Origin of the sequence: Gilliamella sp. wkB178, from assembly GCF_001690705.1 — a bacterium.
Taxonomy (GTDB): domain Bacteria; phylum Pseudomonadota; class Gammaproteobacteria; order Enterobacterales; family Orbaceae; genus Gilliamella; species Gilliamella apicola_K.
Window position 1 is genome coordinate 93,635 of the sequence record NZ_LZGK01000013.1, and the last position, 23,616, is coordinate 117,250.

Consider the following 23,616-nt stretch of genomic DNA (forward strand, 5'->3'; position numbering starts at 1 on the left):
ATACTGTTTGAGTGATTATTTTAATTAAGACTCAATTTTATTTTTTAAATAATATTATTTCATATTATATCAGTTATAATCCATGTAATGGAATGGTGGTAACCATTTTCAAATTTTGCTATCTTGTAATAAATAACAATAAGATATACGTAGAGGCCATGATTTATGCCACAATCGTTTTCTCATATTAATCAACATGGTGATGCCCATATGGTTGATGTTTCTGAAAAACTAATAACCACAAGAGAAGCAAAAGCGGAAGCTTTTGTGTTAATGAATGTAGAAACACTTAATATGATTATTGCAGGTAAACATCATAAAGGAGATGTTTTTGCTACCGCACGGATTGCAGGTATTCAAGCAGCTAAAAAAACATGGGAGCTTATCCCATTATGCCATCCTTTATTGCTTACTAAAATTGAAATAAATATTGAAGCTGATACTGACAATCATCGTGTTAGAATTGAATCTATATGCAGAGTCAATGGTCAAACAGGTGTTGAAATGGAAGCTTTAGTTGCTGTGTCAGTTGCAGCGTTAACTATTTATGATATGTGTAAAGCTGTCCAAAAAAATATGGTAATTACCCAAGTTAGATTATTGAGTAAAACGGGTGGCAAATCCGGTAGTTTCACCGCTAAATAATAATATAGATAATAAAATGAATAAAATTATTTTTTTTGCTCAAATTAGAGAATTAATTGATACTGAAAGTATTACACTAAATGCTAATCAAGAAACAGTATGCAGTCTTTTAGACCAATTAAGTCAGCGAGGTGAAAAGTGGGCATTAGCATTAAAAGAAAATGTGGTTTTATGTGCCGTTAATCAAATATTAGTTGATGGTGACTATCTTATTCAAGATGGTGATGAAATCGCTTTTTTCCCTCCAGTAACTGGTGGTTGAGGTAATATGAATATTATACAGGTTGCTGAACAACCAATTGATATTGATAAGTTGATTGATTGGTTATCGGAAACTCCTCAAGATGGAGCAGTGGTTACTTTTATTGGCAAAGTCCGTTCACTTGAGAGTCTAACTACTAGTCTTTACCTAGAACATTATGCAGGTATGACTGAAAAAGTCTTAGTTAAAATAATTAATCAGGCTAGATCAAAATGGCAAATAAATCGAGTTGCAGTTGTTCATCGAGTGGGTGAAATTAATACTGGTGAAAAGATTGTTTTTGTAGGAGTTAGTAGTGCACATAGAGCTGATTCTTTCGCCGCGACTGAATTTATTATGGATTTGTTAAAAAGTGAAGCTCCATTATGGAAGAAAGAACGAACTGAAGATGGTGAATGTTGGATCAAAGCGAAAAAATCTGATGCAGACGCCTTGAAAAAATGGTATTGATCCCCAATTAAGCTTATAATATAAAACTATTTTATAATTTATTTTTGTGAGAGGTAATGAATGGCTAATTACTCACCTAATGGTTCGATAATCGAACAATCTGGTAGTCGTATTCAAACATATATGAGTCATGTTTATGGTTGGATGACAGTTGGTTTGCTTTTAACTGCATTAGTTGCATGGTATGCTTCATCTAGTGAATCAATGCAACAATTGTTATTTGTTGTGGATTATAGAGGTTATTATTCGCTTTCTATTCTTTCATGGATTTTAATAATAGCTGAACTTGGTTTAGTTTTTGCTCTATCAGGAATGATTAACCGCTTATCTGGAAGCGCAGCAACAACCATGTTTATGTTATATTCCGTTTTAAGCGGTTTGACATTAAGTTCTATTTTTATTGCATATACAAGTTCATCCATTGTTAGCGTATTTTTTATTACTGCAGGGATGTTTGCAGCGCTAGCATTTTATGGTTATACCACTAAACGTGATTTATCAGCGTTTGGACGATTTTTGTTTATGGGATTAATTGGTATTGTTATTGCTTCTTTAGTTAATATCTTTATGCAAAGTGCACCATTGATGTGGGCGATTACTTATATTGGTGTGTTTGTATTTGCAGGGTTAACTGCTTATGATACTCAAAAACTAAAAGAATTGGGTGAGCGGTTACCGCAAGATGATCAAAATGTGTTTAGACGTTTTGTTATTCTAGGTTCTTTGACTCTTTACCTTGATTTTATTAATTTATTTATAATGTTATTAAGAGTTTTTGCTGATCGCCGATAAGTAGATTTTTCAAATAATAAAAGAAGGGCTCGTTAATGAGTCCTTTTTTGTTAAAATTTTATTAGTAATTTATTTGTATAGTGTTATTTTGTTAAAAACTTTAAGAAAAACACTATTTTTGAGTATAAAATGCTGTATTATTTGAAAAGATACAGAATCTAGGACTTATTTATTAGTGAATTACTATGAAGAAACTATATTATTTTGTTCTCATCAATATCTTTATTTCATCATTTATTACCATACGTTATTTTATTGTTCCGGGTGCTTCATTTACTTGGATTGGTGGCTTATTTTCAATCTTTTCTGTATTGGGTCACTTTTTTTTATTATATTTATTAGTTTTTCTAATATGTATTCCTTTGCTTCACTTTAGAAAAAGTATTAGGCATCTAGTCGTAGCAGTTATTTTTGGATTATTACAAATTGTATTATATATTGATACAATTGTGTTTGAGCAGTATCGTTTTCACATTAATCAATCTGTCATATCGCTTATACTATCTGGTCAAGTAGTCGATTTTGCATTAATAACTTATTTTTTAATGTTTGGGCTTTTAGTAATAGTATGCGGAATTGAATATGCAATTTTATGTTTTCTTGATAAGCAAATTGCTAGGAAAAAGTCATGTCATAGACGATCTTGTCTCGTTATTGTATCTGTAATATTTTTTGTAAGTTCATTCCTAATAAGTCATTTAGTGCATATGGTGGCATTTTATTATGCTTATTCCCCAATTATGGTTGTAAAAGAATATATTCCTCTTTATCGTCCATTTACTTCTAAAGAAATAATGGGTTTTTTTGATAAACAAGGACAACATAAAATTCTTTATCAAAAGGATAATCAATATGCTAGTATTTTTTACCCACATAATAAGTTAATTATTAATCCTGATCATAAAACGCTACCAAATATTATGTTCATTGTGTTAGATTCTTGGCGTTATGATACTTTTAATGAACAAATATCTCCTAATACTTACCATTTTGTACAACAAAATAATGGGGTAATTTTTAATAATCATTACTCAACGGGCAATGCAACACGAACTGGCATTTTTGGCTTGTTTTATGGGATCCCTGGTACTTATTGGGATGCTTTTTTGCGTAATAGTATTCCATCGTTATTCATTACCACTTTACAACAAGAAAATTATAATATTGGTATATTTACTTCAGCAAAAGTCTCGGCTCCTGAATTTGATCGTACTGCGTTTGTTACCATTAAAAATTTAAGAATTAGTAGTGATGATGGACCCGCTGCAAGTAGAGATAAACAAATAACTACCGATTGGTTACAATGGTATAAGAAACGTAATACGGATCAACCGACCTTTTCTTTTTTATTTTATGATTCCCCTCATGCATATGATTTTCCAGAAGACTTTGCGGTAAAATTCAAGCCTATTAGTGATATTAATTATATGACGCTTAATAATGATTCGGATCCTGAGCCAATTTTTAATCGTTATAAGCAAAGTGTTTATTATGATGATTATCTATTACAAAATATTTACGATGAACTTAAAACTTCAGGGACTTTAGATAATACAATAATAATAATTACTGGTGATCATGGTCAGGAAATGAATGATAATAAGCTTGGTTTTTGGGGGCATAATGGTAATTACACGGATGCTCAAACCAAGGTGCCTTTTATTATTATTGGAGTCAAAGAATTAGAAAAGCTTAAAAATAATGTTAATCAATTAACAAGTCACGAGGACGTTGTTCCTTCACTAATGAAACATTGTTTAAATGTAAAGAATGATATAAATGATTATTCAACAGGATATGATCTATTTAATCCAATAACCGATCGTAATTGGTTGTTAATGTCAAATTATAGTTCTTATGCAATTCGTACCACTAATAACATTTATTTTGTTAATCGAATTGGAATTAGTCATTATATGGATTCACATAACCATGAGGTTAATGACATACCTAATTATGAATATATTCAACAAGCAATGAATAATATGAGATATTTCATTAAAAGTAAAAAATAACCATTATTCCGCCAATAGTGGCGGGTAATTAGTTTTTTATCGAACATCAGCACAATTTAAACAGTAAACATAACGGTTTTGTGTATCATTAAATTTTTCCCATAAGGAAACTTGATGTTGTAACTGTTTTACTTCTGGGAGTTGTTCAAATAGAATTTCAGCTGTTGATCTAGGCAACATAGTAACTACATCTGAATAAAATGCGTTAAACCAATTTGCATCAGGTTTTTGCCAATCAATTTTATAATCAGTTAAGCCTGCTAATGTAGCTGCCATTTCGATGGCGTCATCAAAGTCACCAAGCTTATCAACTAATCCTAGTTTATTGGCTTCAGCACCCAACCACACTTGCCCTTGTCCAATCTTATCAACTTGTTCTGTTGTCATATTACGAGCTTTGGCAACGAGCGAAATAAAGGTATTATATCCATTTTCAATATTGATTTGGATTAATTGATTCATTTCATCAGGTAAATCTTGGGCGATGCTCTTGTTTGCTAAAGGTGAAGTAGCTACTCCATCATTATAAACACCAATATGAGATAATGACTTTTCAAATGTTGGGATAATACCAAAAATACCAATAGAACCGGTAATAGAGTTAGGATTAGCTACAATATAATCCGATGCAGTTGAGATCCAATAACCACCAGAAGCGGCCATACCGCCCATTGAAATAACTATAGGGATTTGATTTTCGCGTAATGCTTCTAATTCATTTCGAATAGCTTCTGAAGCTTCAACACTTCCTCCAGGGCTATTAACTCGTAATACAACAGCTTCAATATTTAAATTTTTACGAATTTTTCTTAGTTGGTCGACAATATCTTGGCTTCCAGCTACATTGTTGCTATTTTCACCTTCGGCTATAGTACCATTTACAAATACAACCGCTATAAGTGGTTTAGCATTTTTTTCTTGATATGATTGGTTATTTTCTGATGGTTTTAATTGGTAATCATAAATGCTGACTTCATTTTTATGAGTTAATTCGAGTTCAAATTGATAATTTGAGGATATAGCATCAATCAAACCATTTGATAAAGCATACTGGCTCATACTTCCATTTGCAGCCTTCAATTCCGATAACATGATACTAGGTGATGGGACTAGCTGTGTTGGGGCGCGTTTTCTTTGAGTAGCGATGTCATTAAGATAGTTATTCCACATTAATGTTAGCCAGCGTGTAGTGTTATTTTGGGCTTCCGGTGACATATTGTCACGCATAAAAGGTTCTACCGCCGATTTATAGGTTCCAACCCTGAAGATATGAGTATTAATTTTTAAATTATCAAGTAATGTTTTATAGTATAAATTATTAGCTGATAGACCATATACATTAATCGCCCCTTGGGGATTTAAATAAATTTTATCAGCGTAACTTGCTAAGTAATATTGGCTTTGATTAAAATTAGAACCAATTGCATATATCGGTTTTTTGGCATCGCTAAATTTAGATAAATATTTACCAATATATTGTAGTGAAGTTATATCGGTACCAACAAAATTATCTAATTTTAGGATTAAACTGTTAATGTTAGGATCTTTGGCGGCTTGATCTATTTTTTGTGTTAATACAAATAAACTATTTTCGCGGGCAATATTCACACTTTTACCATATAGCTTATTTTGTAATTCATAAATATCATCGGTATAAAGTGTGTTATCAACTATTCTACCTTCAATATCTAACACTAATGCGCCTTTTTGTGGAACGGTCTCTTTTTTTTGAGCTTCTTTCACTAATGCGATACCACTGACAACAAGAATGATGATGATTAAAAAAATAAGATTAAGAAAGACTTCTCTAATTAAGTTAATCACTTTCCAAATTGATTTAATTACAGACAGAATAGACATAACAAATGACCTTTTTATAGTAACTTAGCTAATTTTTTAGCTTCAATATTTCTTTTTTTGAAATACTTTTTATCTTCAAAACGTAAGCATGTTAATTTACCACCCCAACAACATCCTGTATCAAGTGCATAAATATGTTCAGGAGTTCCTTTACCATTTAAAGCTGCCCAGTGACCAAATGCAATACTATATTCAGAAGGAATTTTACTTGGCAATAAATACCAAGGTTTAAGTTTGCTTGGTGCTTGATCTGGTGATTTTTTATAATAGAAGTCAAGTCTGCCATCATCATAACAAAAACGCATTCGAGTTAAGGCATTAGCAATATAACGTAATCGTTCGAACCCTTGTAATTCGGTCGACCACTCATCAGGAAAGTTACCATACATTTTGTCAAGGAAAAGGGGATAAGAATCACTAGATAACACTATATTAAGATCATGAGCACATTTTTTTAGTGTTTCAAGATCCCACTGTGGTGAAATACCGGCATGAGTCATAATGAGTTTTAATTGTTCATCTATTTGAATCAATGGTTGTTTGCGTAACCAATTCATTAATTCATCACAATCAGAGGCGGCTAATACTTCATCAAGGTTATCTTTCTTCTTTGATGGTGTGACCTTAGCATAAATTGATAATAAATGAAGATCATGATTACCTAATACTAAGCGAATTTGCTCATTATGCTTTTTAACAAACCGCAAAACATCAAGTGAATTTGGTCCTCTTGCAACAAGATCTCCAGTTAACCATAATGTGTCTGATGATGAAAATTTTACTTTTTCAAGTAATCTCATAAGTTCATCATAACAACCATGGATATCACCAATTAGTAAGTTTGCCATATAGTTATTTCCATGCGTTTGCAAGTAAACAGTATTGTTCTACAGTTAAATTTTCAGCACGTAAATTTGGATTAATATCTAACTCAGTTAATTGTTCGTCCGTGAACATATTACTTAAACTATTACGAATAGTTTTACGGCGTTGGTTAAATGCTTCTGTTGTTACCCGAGAAAGCGTTTTAATATCATTTACAAGATAAGGTTTGTTTTTATATGGTACTAGTTTAACAACTGCTGAATCAACTTTTGGCGCGGGTTTAAAAGAAGTTGGGGGAACTTCTAATACGGGAATAATATGGCAATAATATTGGGCCATAACACTAAGTCTGCCATAATCTTTACAATTAGGTCCAGCAACTAAGCGTGTCACTACCTCTTTTTGTAGCATAAAATGCATATCATCAATAATATCTGCATACTGAAATAGATGGAACATTAGTGGGGTCGATATATTATAAGGTAAATTGCCAAAAACTCTTAAAGATTTACCAAGTTGCTCAGACAGTTGATTAAAATCAAAGGTTAGGGCATCTTGTTCAATAACAGAAATTTTATTATTTAATATTGGATTCTCAAGTAGTCTATGGGCTAAATCCCGATCGATTTCTATTACTGTTAAATGATCGACTTGTTTACTAACCGGTATAGTTAATGCTGCCAGCCCTGGCCCTATTTCGACCAAAGCTTGTCCTTCTCTGGGTTGTATGGCAGCTACAATACTTTCAATAATAAACTCATCATGTAAAAAATTTTGTCCAAAGCGTTTGCGAGCAAAGTGCCCTTGGTGAACACGATTACTCATTTATTTTCTTCACCTACAATTTTAATATAAGCGTCACCTTTTATTTCTTGAACCCAGACTTGGGCTTCTTCAGTAAATTTGCGATTAAAAATAAGCCGATAAGCCTGTTCTTTCGTAGCTGATTGAGTACGATCAGTTTGTTTACTATCTATTAATTGGATAAGATGCCAACCAAATGATGACTTAATTGGTTGACTAATTTCACCTTTTTTTAGCTGGAGTAGGGCATTTTTGAATGCATTATCATAACGATCTGGTAAGTTCCAACCAAGATTGCCCCCATTATCCTTAGAACCAGGATCTTCAGAGTTAGCTTTAGCCGCGGCTTCAAAAGTTGTGGCACCACTAACGATTAATTTGCGAATATCATTTAATTTTTGTTTAGCTATTTGGTCTGTCACTAATACATTAGTTTTGATGAGAATATGGCGCGCATTAACTTCTTGAGCCGTTATGGTTTTTGGAGCTTCAGAGCGAGTGTCATCAACTTTAATAATATGAAAACCAACACCAGAACGGATAGGACCAATAATACTTCCTTTAGGGGCGCGGATTAAACGTTCTTCAAAAATCGTTGGTAATTCATTTAATTTATGCCAGCCCATACTACCACCTTTTAAAGCAAGATCATCATTGGAATAGGAAGTGGCTAATTTAGTAAAGCTTTCGCCTTTTTTAGCGCGATTAATAATTTCATTGGCTTTATTGGTAGCGGTATCAATTTGTTGTTTAGAAGCTTTTTCGGGAATTGCAATCAGAATATGACTAATGTTGACATCAATATTATTAGTTGGTTGTTGAGCGATAGTTTTTGCTAAATTTTCAACTTCTTTATCTGAAATTTTAATACGTGACCGTACGGCATCGAGACGGGCTTGATCCATCAACATATCGTTATGAATACGATCTCGATAAGCGCTATAACTAATGCCCATTGTTGATAATTTATTTCTTAATTCATCAATCGACATACCATTTTCTGCTGCTATTTTAGAAATGGCATTAGTTACGTCATCATCACTTATAGTGATTTTGGCTTTAGCTGCACGTTGTAAAATTAAATTTTCGACTATTAAACGATCAATAATTTGCTTACGTAGAGTTTTTTCATCAGGCAAATTTTTAGGGTCAGTACTGGCTTTGATTGTCTTCAACATATCATTGACATCACTTTCTAAAATAACATTGTTATTAACCACTGCCGCAACTTGCTCAATGACTTTAGGTGCAGCATTGACAGATAAAGGAGCCATAAATCCAATGCCAATACTTAAATTTAATGCAATAATTAGTTTTAATAATTTCATGTTAATTCAACTCATTTTGTGATTACAGAAGTATGCTGTAATACATTAGTTATGTTTTTATTCAAATGCGGTTGTATAAGGTAATTTGCCAAAACTTAACATTTTAGCTTTGGCATCACTTGTACGCCCTAATCCTTGTAATTCAAAATTTACTGAAAATTTATTTTCATATTTGCTTTGATGAGAATTGTAATCCCAGTCATTTAATTTTCGTCCATATTGGACTGTCATTCCCCAACAACAGTCACTATAATGCAACCCTACAAAACCATCAGCGGTTTGACCCAATTTAACATCATAATAATATGAACCAACGGCGCTAACTGTTTGCGAAAGTGGCCAAGTAGTCATAATCCCGGCTTGCGATATATCCTGTTTGTAATATGTATTACTATTTGAAACCGTATCAATATAATTATGATTTGCATAACGATAAGACAATTGTATCAATTTTTCACTTGATGGGCGATATTCAAAAATTGTGTTGGCTAAAGAAATGGTATTAATACGAGTATCATATTGTATGCCACTACGGAAGATAAAATCATCGCTTACTCGCCAAAAACTATCTGTAGCCCAAGTGATACTACCGGTATCAGAGTTTTTATCAAGTTCATTATTATGTTCGCTAGTTTTTGATTTAGTAAAATAGGTGATTTGTCCAAGTGAAAAATTAAATTTTTCAAGTTTATTCTCATCATATAAGCGAGTTGTAACACCTGTAGCTAAATTGTTTGTCGAAGCAATACGATCTAAACCACTATAAGGTTGATCTCTAAATAGGCCAGTATAATCAAATTGTAGTAAAGTTGAATCATAGCTACCAATATTGGATTGATTGCGATAAGGGATATAAGTGTATTTTACTCGTGGTTCTAATGTTTGGGTATAACCTTCAATAAACGGCATATCACGTTCAAAAATAACTTTGCCATCAATACTAAACTTTGGCATAAATCGATTTACATTACTATCTAATTTATTTTTATCATCATCTGTAATTGATTCATTATGTTTTTTTATATTGTCTTGATTATAATGGGTTGCCATTAAACCAGCTTCAGTCGTTACTGAAGCCCAAGAGTTACTTAGAGTGTAATCAAGAGTCGGTTCAATATGGGAACGCCATGCTCTTGGTTTTTTATTTCCGGAAGTAATAAAATGAGATATTTGCGAAAAAGTTTTAAATTTTAATGGCCCCATATCGTAATTATAATAATGGATATCTAATTGAGGTTGGGTTTGGTACAGGTAATCTTTCCCACCCGCATATAAAGGTTGAAAGTGGCGATAACCTAAAGTAATATCCCAATTTTCATTATTATAGCCAGCTTGGTAAAACTGGGTTAAGTAACCATCTGTTTCTGACGCATACTGAGAATCTAAGTCATTTAAATATTGATTATCGCTCACCCTAGTGGTATTAGCATAAAAGCGCCAGTTGTAATTAATTAATTGGAATTCTTCCCAATGGAATAACCAACGATGTTCATTATCATCATAATTATTACCATTTAATTTTCGATCTCTATCCTCACTATACTGAGCATCATGTTGTAACCAATCAAATGCTAATGTACCCAAACCAATTTCGTTTAAATAACGAAATTCAGTTTGTAACTGTACACCACGTTGTTGTAAAACTCTTGGGGTGAATGTAGCATCATAATTAGGTGCGATATTCCAGTAAAAAGGTAGTGAAAAATCAATACCATCAACACTATCATAACTAAAATTAGGAATTAATAGCCCGGTACGACGCTTATCGCCTGTAGGTAATTGTAAATAAGGTGAATATAAAACCGGAACTTTACCTATACGGAAAACGGCATTCCATACTTCAAGTAACTGTTCTTCTCTATCATGAATAACAGTAGTTCCTTTTATGTTCCAAGTACTGTCATTCACTGGGCAGGACGTATAACTACCATTTTTTAAAATAACATATCGATTATTTTCAAGTTTCATCTCATCAGCATCACCACGGCCAAGTCTATCGACTAAATGATATTCACCTGGAATCATATTGGTATCATTATTGTTAAGATTTATTAAAGCATTATTGCCTTTCATCTTAATCAAGTTGTCCTGATAAGTAATATTCCCTTCAAGTTTGGCGGTACGATGACTTTTATCTTGAGTATCAATAGTTACTTTATCCGCTTTGACAGTGCGGTTTCCTTGCTCAATTAACACATCACCTTGATAAATAGCGGTATTAGGGTAAAAAGCTTCAAATTGATTGGATTCGGCTTCAACAGGTAAAGTGTTGATATCACCATTGACTAAAGGACGATCAAATCTAGGAACATCAATAAGGCATTGAGGATTACTGCTTTCAGCTTTAGGTAGATTTATAGCATAACAGGTACTGTTATACAAGGTACAAGTAATGGCTATAGCAATAAATGATGGCGTTAATTTTTTCATCAATGTTCAAAAGGTAATCGTGATTATTTTGATTGAAGCATTATAGCGGTTATTTGTAAAAGTGCGAATGAAAAATTAACGTTTAACTCTGCGCCTACTGGTTTTATTAAGTTGTTTAACCATGGCTACACGGTTTTCAACGGTTTCGGATTGAAATACCTGCCACCATTTTGCTAACTCTAAGAGTTCACCTTTTTCAATTGATGCACGCATCTCAAGAAGATCATAAGCGGCTCGAAACTTCGGATGTTCTAGAATAGCAAAGGCTCGTTTACCTTCTCGTTTTTTCATCCGTAATTGTAAACGCCAGATATCTCCCATTATGGTGGTTAATCGCCTCGGAATAGCAATAATTCGGCACTGTTCATTTAATATTTCGTTAATTGCCATTGAAAATGAATCATGAAATTGCAAACCACTTTCAACACAGGTAAGTTGTGTTTGTTCAAGGATTGGATACCAAAAAAAGGCTGCAAATAAAAATGCAGGATTTATACGTTGATTATTGGCAATACGATAATCAGTATTTTTTAAAACTTGTTCAATAATTTTTTCTAAATTACTATTACCACTCGGTGTAAATAAGCGGTTAATGCCAGGGAAAAGCTGTTCAAAAAGATGATATTGTTTTAGTAAAACGTAAGTTGTATAGCCATTGCCAGTTTGTAATAACTTAAGCACCTCATCAAATAATCGAGCTGCTGGAATACTTTTTAATAATGGAGCTAATTCTTGGATAGGTTTTGCCGTTGCCGGTTCAATCTTCATATTTAGCTTGGCTGCAAAGCGAACAGTTCTTAACATTCTAACTGGGTCTTCCTGATAGCGTATTGTAGGTTCACCAATTAGACGAATAAGTCCTTGCCGTAGATCATTTAAACCACCACAATAATCACGTAAAGAAAAATCTTTAATATTATAATAAAGTGCGTTTATGGTGAAATCACGACGTATAGCATCTTGTTCAATGGTGCCATAAACATTATCGCGCAATAGCATGCCTGCTTGTGAGCGCTTAGCAATGTTGGTTTGAGCTGCTAGGTTATCATGAGTACCGCGAAAAGTGGCTACTTCAATAATTTCTCTACCAAACATAATATGTGCAAGCCGAAAGCGCCTTCCTACTAAGCGACAATTACGGAAAACTTTTTGTACTTGTTCCGGTGTGGCGTTAGTCGTAACATCAAAATCCTTTGGTTTTTTGCCTAATAACAGATCTCTGATGCAACCACCAACTAGATAGGCTTCGTAGCCCTGCTTATTTAAACGGTGAAGAACTTTTAACGCATTTTCACTGATATCTTTGCGTGAAATATTATGTTCATTCCGTGGAATAGATACATAATCAATGGAGTTATGTTGTTCTTGACGAAATATCTTTCGATAAAAACGTGAAACTTGTTTAAAAATAGCGCACCTCAGTAAGTGTTATGGACTAAATGGCAAAATATAGCGCGCGATTATAACGTAATTATTACTAACTTTCCAAGTATCTTCTAACTGATAATTTTATGCGCTATAACATTAAAAACTTTATATTGTTATTACAATATTCTATTTGATTTTTGCTCTATAATTATCAACAATAGCAGTTAAAATAATGTATTATACAATTTGTAATATCCATTTTAATAACATTACGTTATCTTGTTCATGTTGGTGCCGTTTTACAAGCTGTTTAAAATTAATTAAACTTATACTTAAAACGGATTTTTAATTAATCATTGATAGGATAAAAATAATTTATAAAACAATAAATTATATTAATTTAGCAAAGTTTTATTTAAGTTTAATTGATAGACTTGATTGAATTATCTATCATAGTAATTGGTAAATACCATTAACTAATAACTATCTGGGGACATTATGAATATTCGCGATTTAGAATATTTTGTTTCGTTAGCTGAATTCCGTCATTTTCGTAAAGCAGCTGATGCTTGCAACGTAAGCCAACCAACATTAAGTGGTCAAATAAGAAAATTAGAAGATGAATTAGGTGTTATGCTACTCGAACGGACTAGCAGGAAAGTACTATTTACTCAAACAGGAATGATGCTAGTAGAGCAAGCAAAGGAAATTTTGCGTAATATTCAAATCCTTAAAGAAATGGCTAGTCGCCAAGGTGAAGAGATGTCAGGGCCAATGCATATCGGGTTAATTCCGACCATCGCTCCTTATCTATTACCACATGTTATTACTGTATTACATGAATCTTTTCCGCAACTTGAACTTTATTTACACGAGGCCCAAACCGCCAATATTGTGGCGCAGCTCGAAAGTGGCAAACTTGATTGTGCTATTATTGCTCAAGTTAAAGAAACTGCACAATTTATTGAATTACCTTTGTTTAATGAACCAATGTTTTTGGCTGTTCCGGCTAGTGATGAATTAGCTCATAAGAAAACAGTTAAATTATCTAGCTTAAAAGGACAAAAGTTTTTAATGTTAGAAGATGGTCATTGTTTGCGTGAACATGCTATGGGGTATTGTTTCCAAGTCGGCATTGATGAAGATAAACAGTTTAAAGCCACTAGCCTAGAGACTTTACGTAGTATGATTTCTGCGGGCAGAGGCATAACTCTATTTCCTGAGCTAGCAGCGCCAAATGAACGGACTCGTGATAATATTTGCTACATTCCATGTACTGACCCAGTGCCGACACGTAGCATAGCCCTTATTTATCGTCCGGGTTCTCCATTGCGTTCACGTTATGAGACCATAGCTAAAACTATTCGCGATCATATGCCTAAGGTATTTGCTGAAAAAGAAAAATTATTAAAAAGCGGTAGTTAAGCAAATTCAAGAACGTAAATGAAAAATAATAAAACTAATGGTGTCCGAGCACAGCAAAAGGAAAAAACCCGAAGGACTTTGATTGAGGCGGCCTTTAATCAGCTCAATGCTGAGCAAGGTTTTGCTAGTCTAAGTTTGCGTGAAGTTGCGCGTGAAGCAGGGATTGCTGCCACTTCATTTTATCGTCATTTTCGTGATATGGATGAATTAGGTTTGGCTATGGTGGATGAAAGTGGTTTAACACTTCGTCAATTATTACGCCAAGCACGTAAACGCATAGAAAAAGGTGGTAGTGTTTTACAGACTTCAGTGACGACATTTATTGAATTTATTGATAAAAATCCTAAAGTATTTTTGCTATTATTGCGTGAAAAAGCAGGAACTTCCTCCGCCTTTCGTTCAGCTATTGCCCGTGAAATTCAACACTTTATTGTTGAGTTAGTGGATTACTTAGATAATGCTAATGAAATGCCGCATCGTTACAATGAAGCCCAAGCCGAAGCAATGGTAACTATCGCTTTTAATGCTGGAGCCGAAGCGATTGATTTTGATGAAATAAAACGCCAAAAATTAATTGAAGATCTTATTTTCCAACTGCGAATGGTGTCCAGAGGGGCTTATTATCTTTATCATAAAGAAAAGATTAAACAAGAAAATCATTAATTTTCCCCCCCCCATTTTTATACTCAAACGTATACTTCTCAGGAAACATCTTTACAAACATTAGTCCTTATATACTTCTACTTATTAATTTATCTAGTATTATTTGTCCAAAATACCTGCTATTCTCATTTTTTATGAATATTCCTGAATTGTCTAGTTCGGATTAACCTTTTGTTTAAAATGGAATTAATCTTATGATTAAATTACTTTTGCTGTTTAATACCTTAATTTTTTGTTTTCCACTTGTTACTTATGCATCCTTCTATGTTGGTTTTAAGGAAATTAATTTAGATGACGAAGGTGGTCGACCTTTAAACATTGCGGTATGGTATCCAGCCGAACATGTTGGAAAAACAATAGTTTTAGAAGAGAATGCCGTTTTTTATGGTCAAGAGGTAATAGCCAATAGTAAACCGTTATTAAGTGGTAATAAATATCCATTAATTGTTTTTTCACATGGTTATGGCGGTAGTTGGCGTAATTTAAGTTGGTTAGCTTATGAATTAACTAGTCAAGGATATATTGTGGCAGCCCCTAATCATCCTGGTACCACCTTTTTAAATCGAGATCTAAAACAAGCTACTCAATTATGGCAACGTCCGCGAGATTTAAGTAGAACTATTGATGCTATAAGCTTGGATCAGGATTTAGCTAGTTATATAGATATGAATAAAATTGCGGCAGTAGGACATTCTCTGGGAGGATGGACAGTCATTGCGCTTGCAGGAGGTAGATTTAATACTGCACAATTTAAACAAGACTGCATGACTCATTCGAAGTTAAAGGCATGCCAGGTGGTGACCGAACTCGGATTGGATAACCCTGAATTAAATATGAGTATGATAGACCCACGTATAAAAGCTATTATTACTCTAGATGCCGGGTTAGTTAGAGGATTTACAGCTGAAAGTTTGCAAAAAATTGATATTCCTTCTTTAGTTATTGGCGCAGGGATTGATGTTGGCGATATGGCTGTTGAACTAGAATCTGGCTATTTACAACAATTTCTTACCAAACCATTGTCGACTTATGTTGTGATCCCTAATGCTATGCATTTCAGCTTTATACAAGAGTGTAAACCTGGCGCAGTAGCTTTATTGAATAAAGAAAGCGAGGGTGATGGGATTATTTGTCAAGATGGTGGTACTCGGGAAAGAGCGGAAATTCATCGCGAACTTAGTTACCTTATTATTGGTTTTTTGGCTACTACAATGATGAGTATTATAAATTAGCGAAGTATATAATTACTGCGGCAAAAGCCGCAGTAATTTGTAGTTTTGATATAGCGTTTTCACTATTATAAATTTTGTAATACTTTTTCAACACTATCTTTGGCATCACCAAATAGCATATAACTATTTTCTTTAAAGAATAGTGGATTTTGTACACCAGCATAACCAGTATTCATTGAACGTTTAGAAATAATAACGGTTTTAGCTTTCCAAACTTCAAGAACAGGCATCCCCGCGATTGGACTATTAGGATCTTCTTCAGCGGCTGGATTTACCGTATCATTGGCACCAATAACCCAAACAACATCAGTATCAGGGAAGTCATCATTGATTTCATCCATTTCTAACACGATATCATAAGGTACTTTGGCTTCAGCTAGTAATACATTCATATGACCAGGTAAACGCCCAGCAACAGGGTGAATACCAAATCTTACTTCAATACCCATAGAGCGAAGTTTTTCAGTAATATTGCTAACTGCACCTTGAGCTTGTGCCACAGCCATTCCGTAACCTGGAACAATAATTACTGAACGTGCTTCTTTCAAGGTTTGTGCTACATCAGCTGGTTGGATTTCACGATATTCACCTTGTTCTTCATCAGATGAACTGGCTGAGCTACCATCACTACCAAAACCACCGGCAATAACACTAATAAATGAACGATTCATTGCTTTACACATAATATAAGAAAGAATCGCCCCTGAAGAACCGACTAAGGCACCGGTAACAATTAACAAATCGTTTCCTAGCATGAAACCTGCGGCAGCAGCAGCCCAACCAGAATAAGAGTTAAGCATTGAAATAACCACCGGCATATCGGCACCACCAATTGATGCTACTAAGTGTAGACCAAATACTAATGCAATTATGGTCATGACCAATAAACTAATAAGTGCACCAGCGCCAGATTGTACATTGATAAAGGTAAACATTAGTAGGATTGAAACTACGATAGCCGCTAAGTTCCAGTAATGTTTATGGGGGATAGATAAAGGTTTTGAACTAATACGACCATTTAACTTACCAAAGGCTACCACAGAACCAGAGAAGGTTACGGCACCAATAAATATACCCACAAAAATTTCCACTAAATGCACAGTAAGTTCACTAGGTGGGAAAGAGGATATATGTGGATCTAAAAAGCTATTAAAGCCAACCAGAACGGCAGCCATCCCTACAAAACTGTGAAGTAATGCCACTAATTCTGGCATTTGGGTCATCTCTACTTTTTTAGCTAGGTATAAACCAATTGCAGCGCCAATAATCATCGCAATAATGATCCAGTGTAATCCGCCATGGATACTAGCAATTGCCGCGATAAGAGCAATTGCCATACCAATCATACCGTAAATATTACCTGATTTTGCTGACTCTTGGTTTGAAAGTCCACGTAAGCTAAAAATAAAAAGTAATGCAGCAATTACATAGGCTGCTTGAATAATTCCATGACTTAACATTATTTATATTCTCCTTTTTATTTGCCACGTTGGAACATTTTCAACATTCTTTGGGTAACAAAGAATCCACCAAAAATATTAATACTAGCAATTAAAATAGCGATAAAAGCAATTGCTGTGGTTAAGCCACTATCATCACCAATCTGTAATATTGCCCCGACTAATATAATACCGGAAATAGCATTGGTAACAGACATTAAAGGAGTATGCAGTGAATGTGTAACATTCCATACTACGTAATAACCAACTACACATGATAAAGCAAATACAGTGAAATGCCCTAAAAAGCTTTCCGGAACAGAATTAGCTAACCAGAAATAGGCAATGATAATTAGCGCTAAAATACCAAACTTCTTACGCGGATCCATCGGTTTTGGCTCAGCTTTAACAATTGGAGCAGCAGCTTTCTTTTGTGGTTGTGCTGAAACTTGAATTGGTGGAGCAGGCCAAGTAATTTCTTTATCTTTAACTACGGTTACGCCGCGAATTACAACATCTTCAAAGTTAATATTAATATTGCCATCTTTTTCTTTAGTAAGAAGTTTTAATAAGTTAACAATATTGGTACCATAAAGCTGTGAAGCTTGCGCTGGCATACGATTAGCTAAATCAGTATAACCTACAATTTTTACATTGTTGTCGGTTTCGAAAACTTCACCTGGTTTAGTTAACTCACAGTTACCACCAGTTAAGGCTGCCAAATCGACAATCACACTGCCAGGTTTCATTGATGCAACCATTTCTTTGGAAATAAGTTTTGGCGCTGGTTTACCTGGGATTAATGCAGTGGTAATGATGATATCTACATCTTTGGCTTGCGCTGCAAATAGTGCCATTTCAGCTTCAATAAATGCTGCTGACATCTGTTTGGCATAACCATCACCAGAACTGGCGTCTTCTTTAAAATCTAATTCTAAAAAGTCAGCACCCATACTGTTGATTTGTTCGGCAACCTCAGGACGGGTATCAAAAGCACGAACAATAGCGCCAAGGCTAACTGCCGCCCCAATTGCCGCAAGGCCGGCAACACCAGCACCAATAACGAGTACTTTAGCTGGTGGTACTTTACCGGCAGCAGTGACTTGGCCAGTAAAAAAACGACCAAATTGGTTAGCAGCTTCAATTACCGAGCGATAACCGGCAATATTAGACATTGAACTTAATGCATCAAGTGATTGAGCACGTGAAATACGTGGCACACAATCCATCGCCATTACAGTTATATTTTTAGCTGCAAGCTTTTCTAACAATTCTTTATGTTGGGCAGGATAAATATAGCTAATAAGAGTTGAACCTTCTTTCATTATAGCTATTTCATCATCCATCGGAGCATGAAACTTCAATATTAAATCATTTTGCCAAATATCATGGGTGTTTTGAATTGTGGCTCCAGCATCAATGAAAGCTTGATCTTCAAAATGAGCAGCATGTCCAGCACCTTGTTCTACTGAAACTGTAAAACCAAGTTTTAATAGTTGACCAACGGTTTGTGGGGTTGCCGCAACTCTAGCTTCATTGGTTAACCGTTCTTTAGGTATACCTATACGCATTGCGTTACATCCTTATGTTAAAGTGAATTTATATATGGTAATGATTCTAGCATAAATTACTGTCAGTGCGAGTAGGTAATTATTTTTTTATGATTGCAGTTTTATTATTATTTTTAATAATAAGTCAATTTTTACTTTTCTAATGAGTTTAAGAATTTCTGTCATTCTTTGCATCTTATGTTATAGAGCGTTAATATGCTTTAAGTATGCCATTTTACTAATGTCTTAATTTAAAATGGTTAACCAATCGAAATAATAGATAAAAGGAAATAAAAATGACTAATCAACCTAAAAAAATTATTTTAGATTGTGACCCCGGTCATGATGATGCGATTGCAATTTTATTAGCATATGGTAATCCTAATATTGAATTATTAGCCGTAACCACAGTAGTAGGAAATCAAACATTAGAAAAAGTAACCCGTAATGCTTTATCGGTTGCTCGTATTGCCAACATTACCAATGTTCCTTTTGCTGCTGGTGCTGTAAGGCCGTTAGTTAGGAATGTTGAAACTGCGCCGGATATTCATGGTGATACTGGCTTAGATGGGCCGACATTGCCGCAACCAACTTTACAATTAGATCCAAGGCATGCTATTGATTTGATTATTGATACAATAATGTCTCATCCACCCAAAACAATAACTATTGTTCCAACTGGAGGTTTGACTAATATCGCTATGGCCGCGCGGAAAGAACCGAAGATTGTTGAACGAGTAAAGGAAGTGGTGTTAATGGGGGGCGGTTATCATGTTGGTAATTGGAGTGCAGTGGCTGAATTTAATATAAAGATTGATCCAGAAGCAGCGCATATTGTTTTTAATGAGAAATGGCCAGTTACTATGGTTGGACTAGATCTTACTCATCAGGCATTAGCTACCCCAGAAGTGATTGAGAAGATAGCGGCGATAAAAACCAAACCAGCTAAGTTTGTCCTTGAATTATTGGCCTTTTTTGGCAAGATGTATAAACAAGCCCAAGGCTTCACTTATCCTCCGGTTCACGATCCTTGTGCAGTAGCTTATGTGATTAATCCTGATTTAATTCAAACTCAACGAGTTCCTGTTGATATTGAATTAACCGGTACTCTTACTTTAGGCATGACTGTGGCTGATTTTCGTTTCCCAGCAGATGAAAACTGCCATACACAAGTGGCGACCAAATTAGATCATGCTGGTTTTTGGAACTTAATCGTTGATGCTTTACAACGTATTGGAGAAGTAAATATATAATTTCAAGAAGTCACGCAGAATACATATTAGAGCTTATAGAGTGATATTTTATTAAAAAAACGAGATCACTTTAGTATCTCGTTTTTATTATAACTTTTTAAATTATCATGTTAACAAAAAAATTGTTTAATCTTCTTCTGGCATTAACGTAAAGGTTAAAGTAGTGAAGAATTTGTCTTGAGTTGCTAACTTACTGTCTTTAATTGGAAAGCCAATTTCAACACCAATAATATTCAGTCCTTGATTTGGTACTGTGATCGAAGCTTCACCTTTAGCATCAGTTTTAATGGTTTTATCTAAATTACTTACTACATCAATAATAACCGGCGTATCTGCTAGTGGTTTGCCATCTTTATAAACTGTGATTGGTAAATTATCACCGCGTTTTAATTTCGTTGGATCAACCTTTGGTACTATTTGTAGTGGAATATTCTCGATCATCTTAGGTTGATTAACTGAGGCTAAGTAATTGACACTGTATTTGATCGCATGCGTACCATTGGTAGCACCAGCAACTTTATCCATCGGTAAATTTACATATTTACCTTGCGCATTTTTGCTCCAATAACCATAATCAAACGCTATGGTAACAACTGCTGTTTTGTCTGTTGGTTCAACTGTCACATAATTGCTATGTGCTTTGTGTTGAATTGAAATTGCTGACCAATCACTCGTATAAGCATTGATTTGCTTAATATTTTCAGCTTTATAGCCATTATCTAAAGGGCCTTCTCCTAACACAATTTGTTTTTGATCTACACGGTTAGCAATCCAGATACCATGTGCAGAAACCGTTTGCGAAACCATTCCAACCAAACTGCCTGTTAATATAAATACGAATATTTTACGCATATCTTTACCTCTTTTTTGTGATAATGATAATCATTATTATTATGTGTTAGTAAATGTCAAGATATATATGCACAAAAACCAACCATTATTTATACTTGTAAATGAGATATTTATCATCAATAAAGTAAAGCTACTTTCAACATAAGTTAATGTAAAACTTATATGCTTATAGTTGATAATAAATCTTAAACTTAGCTATTTTTAACTACTACAATTTGTTATATAATCGACGATATTTTGTCTTTAGCACAATATATTGTGTTGCGCGTATTGTTTATAAGGTACTGTTGTTAAGTGCCTTTAACTAAGGAACCGCTATGATGGATTTTTCCCAATCAGTGCCAGAACTGGTCTCTTGGGCAAAAAAGAATGATTTTTCGATTACTTTACCGGTCGAAAGGCTCGCCTTTTTGTTGGCGATTGCTGTTTTAAATAGCGAACGATTTGATGGTGAAATGACCGAGTCTGAATTAGTTGATGGTTTTAGGCATGTGTCACAGGTTTTTGCGCAAAGTGAAGATACCATTACGGTGCGAGCTAATAATGCAATTAATGATTTAGTCCGCCAACGCCTAATTACTCGCTTTGCAAGTGAAATGACAGATGGATTTTCAATCTACCGATTAACTCCACTAGGTATTGGCATTACCGATTATTATATTCGTCAGCGTGAATTTTCAACTTTACGGTTATCCATTCAACTTTCTATTGTTGCTCAAGAATTAAAACGGGCAGCCGATGCAGCACTTGAAGGTGGTGATGATCTACATTGGCACCGCAATGTGTTTGCGCCTTTGAAATATTCAGTTGCAGAAATTTTTGACAGTATTGATATTACCCAGCGAGTAATGGATGAACAACAAACTGATGTAAAAGAAAATATCTCAGCATTGTTAAGCCAAGATTGGCAAGCAGCCATTAGTAGTTGTGAAGGATTACTTACCGAAACATCACAAACGTTACGAGAACTACAAGACACATTAGATGCTGCAGGTGATAAACTACAAGCAAGTTTACTCTTGATTCAAGATGCTACTTTAGATGTTCCTGATCTTGATAAAATCAACAATGTAGTCATTGATTTACAAGCAAAACTCGACCGAATTATTGGCTGGGGCCAAAAAGCCATTGACCTATGGATAGGTTATGATCGCCATGTTCACAAATTCATACGTACTGCAATTGATTTAGATAAGAATCGCGTTTTTTCGCAACGACTGCGTAAATCAATTCAGGGTTATTTTGATTTACCATGGTCGCTTTCTTTTGCTAATGCTGATCGCTTACTGGATATGCGTGATGAGGAACTTGCTTTGCATGAAGCGGAGGTTACCGGTGAATTACCTTCAGAACTTGAATTTGAAATGATTGAAGAGATTCAAGAACATATTATTGCTCATATTGAACAAAATTTATTAATCTTCAAACAGGAAAATAAACCATTGGATATGAGCATTGCCATTCGTAACTATTTGAATCAGTTCCCACGGGAACAACACTTTGATATTGCAAGGTTATTTATTGATCAAGCTATTCGTTTAGGTATTTCCGAAGATGATTTGCTTGGTATTCCTGCCGAATGGAAACTTATTAACGATTATGGGGCTAAGGTGCAAGCACATGTCATCGACAGATACTAAAGATTTTGAAACAGAAGAAACGGCTCATCATCTTGATGAAGTCATGGGGCGCATAGCTGCTAGCTCGCAAGCGTCTATTGATAAATATATGCCAATTAAGTTGGCACAAGCCATTGCTAATCCAATTTTCCCTGAACTTGATAGTTTACTTCGTGCAGGGCGTCATATTGGTATTGATGAACTAGATCATCATGCTTTTTTAATGGATTTCCAAGCTGAACTCGAACAATTTTATCAACGTTATAACGTCGAATTAATTCGTGCTCCTGAAGGTTTTTTCTATTTACGTCCGCGTTCAACTACATTAATTGCTCGTTCAGTTTTGTCAGAATTGGATATGTTGGTAGGTAAGGTGCTGTGTTATTTATATTTAAGCCCGGAACGATTAGCACATGAAGGTATTTTTACCTTACAAGAATTATTTGATGAACTGGTTTCACTGGCTGACGAAAGCAAATTACTTAAATTAGTTAATCAACGTTCAACAGGTTCTGATCTTGATCGTCAAAAATTATTCGACAAAGTCAAAACGGCACTAAACCGTTTACGTCGGCTTGGTATGATCTTTTTTATTGTAGGCAATGACAGTAGCCGTTTTCGTATTAATGAATCGATATTTCGTTTTGGTGCCGATGTTCGTAGTAGTGATGATGCTCAAGAAGCGCAATTGCGTTTAATTCGTGATGGTGAAGCCATTAAAATTGAGTCATCGCTTAGTTTAGATGATGAAAATGGTAATGAAGAACAAGAAGATGATGACGTTAATGAGGAGATTGAATAATC

General features: G+C 34.5%; 20 protein-coding genes. 11 read left to right on the forward strand and 9 right to left on the reverse strand.

Translation table 11 applies throughout. The features are described from left to right. Nucleotides 1-165 precede the first annotated feature (165 nt). From moaC to A9G13_RS04705, 5 genes are all read left to right on the forward strand, one after another. Nucleotides 166-645 carry a cyclic pyranopterin monophosphate synthase MoaC gene (gene moaC, locus A9G13_RS04685; RefSeq protein WP_065556460.1) on the forward strand — a complete coding sequence of 160 codons (480 nt, stop codon included), beginning with the start codon at nt 166-168 and terminating at the stop codon, nt 643-645. 16 nt (nt 646-661) lie between these two features. Then, nucleotides 662-907: a molybdopterin synthase sulfur carrier subunit gene (gene moaD / locus A9G13_RS04690; RefSeq protein WP_065556461.1), complete on the forward strand. Its 246-nt coding sequence runs from the start codon at nt 662-664 to the stop codon at nt 905-907. A 6-nt stretch (nt 908-913) separates the two neighbouring features. Continuing rightward, nucleotides 914-1,357, forward strand: coding sequence for a molybdopterin synthase catalytic subunit MoaE (moaE, locus tag A9G13_RS04695; RefSeq protein ID WP_065556462.1), 444 nt, complete (start codon nt 914-916; stop codon nt 1,355-1,357). Between the two features lie 60 nt (nt 1,358-1,417). Beyond that, nucleotides 1,418-2,149 (forward strand): Bax inhibitor-1/YccA family protein, encoded by a 732-nt coding sequence (locus tag A9G13_RS04700; RefSeq protein WP_065556463.1) that lies wholly within the window; start codon nt 1,418-1,420, stop codon nt 2,147-2,149. A 185-nt stretch (nt 2,150-2,334) separates the two neighbouring features. Then, nucleotides 2,335-4,164, forward strand: a complete 1,830-nt coding sequence (locus A9G13_RS04705) for a sulfatase-like hydrolase/transferase (protein WP_065556464.1) — start codon at nt 2,335-2,337, stop codon at nt 4,162-4,164. A gap of 36 nt (nt 4,165-4,200) precedes the next feature. Here A9G13_RS04705 and sppA read toward each other — a convergent pair whose 3' ends face one another. The 6 genes from sppA to pcnB all read right to left on the reverse strand — a co-directional run bounded on the left by sppA (nt 4,201) and on the right by pcnB (nt 12,821). Further along, nucleotides 4,201-6,024, reverse strand: coding sequence for a signal peptide peptidase SppA (sppA, locus tag A9G13_RS04710; protein WP_065556465.1), 1,824 nt, complete (start codon nt 6,022-6,024; stop codon nt 4,201-4,203). Nucleotides 6,025-6,038: 14 nt separating this feature from the next. Continuing rightward, nucleotides 6,039-6,872, reverse strand: a complete 834-nt coding sequence (apaH, locus tag A9G13_RS04715) for a bis(5'-nucleosyl)-tetraphosphatase (symmetrical) ApaH (RefSeq protein WP_065556466.1) — start codon at nt 6,870-6,872, stop codon at nt 6,039-6,041. 4 nt (nt 6,873-6,876) lie between these two features. Beyond that, nucleotides 6,877-7,674, reverse strand: a complete 798-nt coding sequence (rsmA, locus tag A9G13_RS04720; protein ID WP_065556467.1) for a 16S rRNA (adenine(1518)-N(6)/adenine(1519)-N(6))-dimethyltransferase RsmA — start codon at nt 7,672-7,674, stop codon at nt 6,877-6,879. After that, on the reverse strand, nt 7,671-8,981 hold the full coding sequence (gene surA, locus A9G13_RS04725; protein WP_065556468.1) for a peptidylprolyl isomerase SurA: 1,311 nt from the start codon (nt 8,979-8,981) through the stop codon (nt 7,671-7,673). Before surA ends, rsmA begins: the two co-directional genes overlap by 4 nt. A gap of 57 nt (nt 8,982-9,038) precedes the next feature. Next, the gene (gene lptD / locus A9G13_RS04730) at nt 9,039-11,411 is read right to left on the reverse strand and encodes an LPS assembly protein LptD (protein WP_065556469.1); all 2,373 of its coding nucleotides are present in this window, start codon (nt 11,409-11,411) and stop codon (nt 9,039-9,041) included. Nucleotides 11,412-11,486: 75 nt separating this feature from the next. Next, nucleotides 11,487-12,821 carry a polynucleotide adenylyltransferase PcnB gene (gene pcnB, locus A9G13_RS04735; protein WP_081301164.1) on the reverse strand — a complete coding sequence of 445 codons (1,335 nt, stop codon included), beginning with the start codon at nt 12,819-12,821 and terminating at the stop codon, nt 11,487-11,489. Between the two features lie 456 nt (nt 12,822-13,277). Between pcnB and oxyR the strand changes: the two genes are divergently transcribed. From oxyR to A9G13_RS04750, 3 genes are all read left to right on the forward strand, one after another. Further along, nucleotides 13,278-14,204: a DNA-binding transcriptional regulator OxyR gene (oxyR, locus tag A9G13_RS04740; protein ID WP_065556471.1), complete on the forward strand. Its 927-nt coding sequence runs from the start codon at nt 13,278-13,280 to the stop codon at nt 14,202-14,204. Nucleotides 14,205-14,222: 18 nt separating this feature from the next. Next, nucleotides 14,223-14,867 (forward strand): HTH-type transcriptional repressor FabR, encoded by a 645-nt coding sequence (fabR, locus tag A9G13_RS04745; protein WP_065556472.1) that lies wholly within the window; start codon nt 14,223-14,225, stop codon nt 14,865-14,867. A gap of 194 nt (nt 14,868-15,061) precedes the next feature. Next, a complete protein-coding gene (locus A9G13_RS04750; RefSeq protein ID WP_081301165.1) occupies nt 15,062-16,099 on the forward strand; it encodes an alpha/beta hydrolase family protein in 1,038 nt (345 codons plus the stop codon). Nucleotides 16,100-16,164: 65 nt separating this feature from the next. Here the strand turns inward: A9G13_RS04750 and pntB are convergent, their stop codons facing one another. Then, entirely contained in the window at nt 16,165-17,559 is a 1,395-nt protein-coding gene (pntB, locus tag A9G13_RS04755) for a Re/Si-specific NAD(P)(+) transhydrogenase subunit beta (RefSeq protein WP_065556473.1), read from the reverse strand. A gap of 17 nt (nt 17,560-17,576) precedes the next feature. Next, complete coding sequence (pntA, locus tag A9G13_RS04760) at nt 17,577-19,109, reverse strand: Re/Si-specific NAD(P)(+) transhydrogenase subunit alpha (RefSeq protein ID WP_065556474.1); 1,533 nt, start codon at nt 19,107-19,109, stop codon at nt 17,577-17,579. A gap of 275 nt (nt 19,110-19,384) precedes the next feature. On the opposite strand from pntA, the gene uriH reads away from it, so the two are divergent. Beyond that, a complete protein-coding gene (gene uriH / locus A9G13_RS04765) occupies nt 19,385-20,341 on the forward strand; it encodes a uridine-preferring nucleoside hydrolase UriH (protein ID WP_065556475.1) in 957 nt (318 codons plus the stop codon). 126 nt (nt 20,342-20,467) lie between these two features. Here uriH and A9G13_RS04770 read toward each other — a convergent pair whose 3' ends face one another. After that, nucleotides 20,468-21,193, reverse strand: coding sequence for a DUF4198 domain-containing protein (locus tag A9G13_RS04770; protein WP_065556476.1), 726 nt, complete (start codon nt 21,191-21,193; stop codon nt 20,468-20,470). A gap of 317 nt (nt 21,194-21,510) precedes the next feature. Between A9G13_RS04770 and mukF the strand changes: the two genes are divergently transcribed. Both mukF and mukE read left to right on the forward strand, forming a co-directional pair. Further along, nucleotides 21,511-22,833 (forward strand): chromosome partition protein MukF, encoded by a 1,323-nt coding sequence (gene mukF, locus A9G13_RS04775; protein ID WP_065556477.1) that lies wholly within the window; start codon nt 21,511-21,513, stop codon nt 22,831-22,833. Between the two features lie 43 nt (nt 22,834-22,876). Continuing rightward, complete coding sequence (gene mukE, locus A9G13_RS04780) at nt 22,877-23,614, forward strand: chromosome partition protein MukE (protein WP_065557082.1); 738 nt, start codon at nt 22,877-22,879, stop codon at nt 23,612-23,614. The last annotated feature ends 2 nt before the right edge of the window (nt 23,615-23,616 follow it).

Coding starts and splice junctions, on each gene's coding strand:
- moaC (WP_065556460.1), top strand. CDS start 166: ATGCCACAATCGTTTTCTCATATTAATCAACATGGTGATGCCCATATG.
- moaD (WP_065556461.1), top strand. CDS start 662: ATGAATAAAATTATTTTTTTTGCTCAAATTAGAGAATTAATTGATACT.
- moaE (WP_065556462.1), top strand. CDS start 914: ATGAATATTATACAGGTTGCTGAACAACCAATTGATATTGATAAGTTG.
- A9G13_RS04700 (WP_065556463.1), top strand. CDS start 1,418: ATGGCTAATTACTCACCTAATGGTTCGATAATCGAACAATCTGGTAGT.
- A9G13_RS04705 (WP_065556464.1), top strand. CDS start 2,335: ATGAAGAAACTATATTATTTTGTTCTCATCAATATCTTTATTTCATCA.
- sppA (WP_065556465.1), bottom strand. CDS start 6,024: ATGTCTATTCTGTCTGTAATTAAATCAATTTGGAAAGTGATTAACTTA.
- apaH (WP_065556466.1), bottom strand. CDS start 6,872: ATGGCAAACTTACTAATTGGTGATATCCATGGTTGTTATGATGAACTT.
- rsmA (WP_065556467.1), bottom strand. CDS start 7,674: ATGAGTAATCGTGTTCACCAAGGGCACTTTGCTCGCAAACGCTTTGGA.
- surA (WP_065556468.1), bottom strand. CDS start 8,981: ATGAAATTATTAAAACTAATTATTGCATTAAATTTAAGTATTGGCATT.
- lptD (WP_065556469.1), bottom strand. CDS start 11,411: ATGAAAAAATTAACGCCATCATTTATTGCTATAGCCATTACTTGTACC.
- oxyR (WP_065556471.1), top strand. CDS start 13,278: ATGAATATTCGCGATTTAGAATATTTTGTTTCGTTAGCTGAATTCCGT.
- fabR (WP_065556472.1), top strand. CDS start 14,223: ATGAAAAATAATAAAACTAATGGTGTCCGAGCACAGCAAAAGGAAAAA.
- A9G13_RS04750 (WP_081301165.1), top strand. CDS start 15,062: ATGATTAAATTACTTTTGCTGTTTAATACCTTAATTTTTTGTTTTCCA.
- pntB (WP_065556473.1), bottom strand. CDS start 17,559: ATGTTAAGTCATGGAATTATTCAAGCAGCCTATGTAATTGCTGCATTA.
- pntA (WP_065556474.1), bottom strand. CDS start 19,109: ATGCGTATAGGTATACCTAAAGAACGGTTAACCAATGAAGCTAGAGTT.
- uriH (WP_065556475.1), top strand. CDS start 19,385: ATGACTAATCAACCTAAAAAAATTATTTTAGATTGTGACCCCGGTCAT.
- A9G13_RS04770 (WP_065556476.1), bottom strand. CDS start 21,193: ATGCGTAAAATATTCGTATTTATATTAACAGGCAGTTTGGTTGGAATG.
- mukF (WP_065556477.1), top strand. CDS start 21,511: ATGATGGATTTTTCCCAATCAGTGCCAGAACTGGTCTCTTGGGCAAAA.
- mukE (WP_065557082.1), top strand. CDS start 22,877: ATGGGGCGCATAGCTGCTAGCTCGCAAGCGTCTATTGATAAATATATG.